This is a genomic window from Micromonospora sp. AMSO12t (genome assembly GCF_008806585.1).
GTDB lineage: Bacteria > Actinomycetota > Actinomycetes > Mycobacteriales > Micromonosporaceae > Micromonospora > Micromonospora reichwaldensis.
The window spans coordinates 1-2,082 of the sequence record NZ_WAAS01000472.1; the positions used below are offsets into that span (position 1 = coordinate 1).

General features: G+C 76.0%; 1 protein-coding gene and 2 pseudogenes. 1 reads left to right on the top strand and 2 read right to left on the bottom strand.

Going from position 1 to position 2,082, the window contains the following annotated elements:
* Positions 1-726: pseudogene (locus F6X68_RS33790) on the top strand (serine/threonine protein kinase); the annotation flags it as partial.
* On the opposite strand, the gene F6X68_RS32365 reads toward F6X68_RS33790, so the two are convergent.
* Together F6X68_RS32365 and F6X68_RS32370 are read right to left on the bottom strand one after the other, a co-directional pair.
* Complete coding sequence (locus F6X68_RS32365; RefSeq protein WP_151457791.1) at positions 723-1,571, bottom strand: NmrA/HSCARG family protein; 849 nt, start codon at positions 1,569-1,571, stop codon at positions 723-725. The pseudogene F6X68_RS33790 and the gene F6X68_RS32365 sit on opposite strands and share 4 nt — an antisense overlap.
* Positions 1,572-1,701: 130 nt before the next feature.
* Positions 1,702-2,082: pseudogene (locus F6X68_RS32370) on the bottom strand (hypothetical protein); the annotation flags it as partial.

Genomic DNA, 2,082 nt, shown 5'->3' on the forward strand with positions numbered 1-2,082 from the left:
GCCCCGCCGGAGGTGGCCGCGGTCCTGCGGCGGGCCACCGCGCCCCGGGCCGCGGACCGGTACCCGGACGCCACCGCCTTCCGCGCCGCCCTGCACCGCGCCGCGCCGGCTGTCCCCGCGCCGCCCGCCGGGACGGTCAGGCATCCGGCCCGGCGGGCGCGCACGGAGCGTCGGCTGGTCGCCCGGCGGCGGCTAACCGCGCTGGCGCTGGGGGTCCTGGCCCTCCTGGCGGCCGGGTCCACCGCCGGCGACGACACGACGGGCCGGCGGGACGCCGGAAGCTGGACGAGCGGGCCGGTCACCGTCGCGCTGCCGCCCGGGTGGCGGGCCACCGGCACCGGCTGGGCCGGCCGGTACGGGCCCGACGGCCGACTCGAACCGGCCCTGGTGATGTCGCCCGACCCGCACCGGTGGGCGGCCGACCCCACCGTGCCGGGTGCCTTCGTCGGGCTGTCCGCCAGCATCGCCGCGCGCACCAGCCCGGCGGGATTCGTCGCCGAGCGTCCCCACGCGACGTGTGCCGCCGCGCCCGTACGCCGCACCCGGCAGGCGGGCGTGGACTGGGTGGTGGCCCGGTTCACCTGCGACCGGGGGCGGCCCGAGGTCGTCGAGGCCGCCGGGCTCGCACCCGGCCGCGCCGGCCTGGTCTACGTGCAGATCACGCCCCCGGCCGGCAGCCGGGCCGACTTCGTCGACACGCTGCTGGCCGGGGTGAGGGTGGGCTAGTGCGGAGCGGACGCCGCCGCCCGGCCGAGGCGGTCGCGCAGGAACTCCTCGAACGTCAGCAGCCAGGGGAACCGGTTCCGCAGGCCGGCGATGTCGGCCTGGTATCCGCTCTCGGCGAACCAGGCGTACATGGGATGCTCGACCGGCTGCGGTTCCAGGCGGGTGGGGGTGCCGGTGAGCGCCTCGTAGATCTCGGCGACCCGGGTGAAGGTCAGCTCGTCCCCGGCGACCTCGATCTGCGTGCCGAGGTGGTCCGCGGGGTGCGCGAAGGCGTACGCGGCGATGCGGCCGACGTCGTCGGAGGCGATCATCTGCAGCGGTCGGTCGGGAAGGACCTGGAGGCTCAGGACCCGTTCTCCCTCAGCGTCGGCGTAGTGGAGGAGATTGTTCATGAAGAACGCCGGGCGCAGGATGGTCGCGGGCAGGCCCGACGCCTGGATGTGCCGCTCGATCTCGGCCTTGGTCTCGAAGTGGTCGATGCCGGTCCGCCGTTCCGCGCCGCCCACCGAGCTGTAGACCAGGTGTGCGACACCCGTCTCCCCGGCCACGTCGGCGACCGTCCTGCCCTGCCTGACCTCGGCCGCGAGGCCGTCCGGAGTGTGTGCCAGGGCCTGGACGCTGAAGACACCGTGCACACCGCGCATCGCCGCGCGCAGCGACCCGGCATCGTCCATGTCCCCCTCGACCAGGGTGGCGCCCTGCTCCGCGAGGAGGCGCGCGGCCGGCTTGGCCCGATCGCGGACGAGTGCCCGCACCTGCCAGCCGTCCTGGAGCAACCGGCGGGCCGTGGCGCCGCCCTGATTGCCGGTGGCACCGGTCACGAGAATCGTCTTCCGCTCCGTCATGACGGTCCAGCCTAGGGAAACGGCTGGTCAGCCCGACGGCAAGGGGGCCTGCCATCGACGGGGGGCGTACGCCTGCGCCGGCGCACCGCCGCCCTCCGCCGTTGCTAGCGCACCACCACCGCCCTCCGTGCTAGCGCACCACCACCGTGACCGTGTGCGTCGTACCGCCCTGGGGGATCAGCACGTCCACCGTGCCGGGGCGGACGAACCGGATGTCGACCACCCCCGCCTCGTAACTGCGGGAGACCAGGTCCTCCCGGTCCACGCCGACCTCACCCGGTCCGATGCCGATGATCCGCAGCACTCCGCCGGTCGCGAAGCAGAGCGAGCGCACCAGCGCCAGCTCGGTCTCGGCCAGCACCAGGTCGTGGCGTACCGCCCCGAAGCAGGTGCCGGGCAGCCCGCCCGGCGAGCGCGTCGCGGTCGGCGTACGCCCGGCGGCGGTCTTCGGGGGCGCGGCCGGCGAGGGCCGGCGGGCCGGCGGGACGACGGCCGACGTGCCCGGCGGACG

Bases quoted from the DNA above. Each gene is read 5' to 3' on its own strand.
- F6X68_RS32365 (WP_151457791.1), bottom strand. From the start codon at position 1,571: ATGACGGAGCGGAAGACGATTCTCGTGACCGGTGCCACCGGCAATCAG.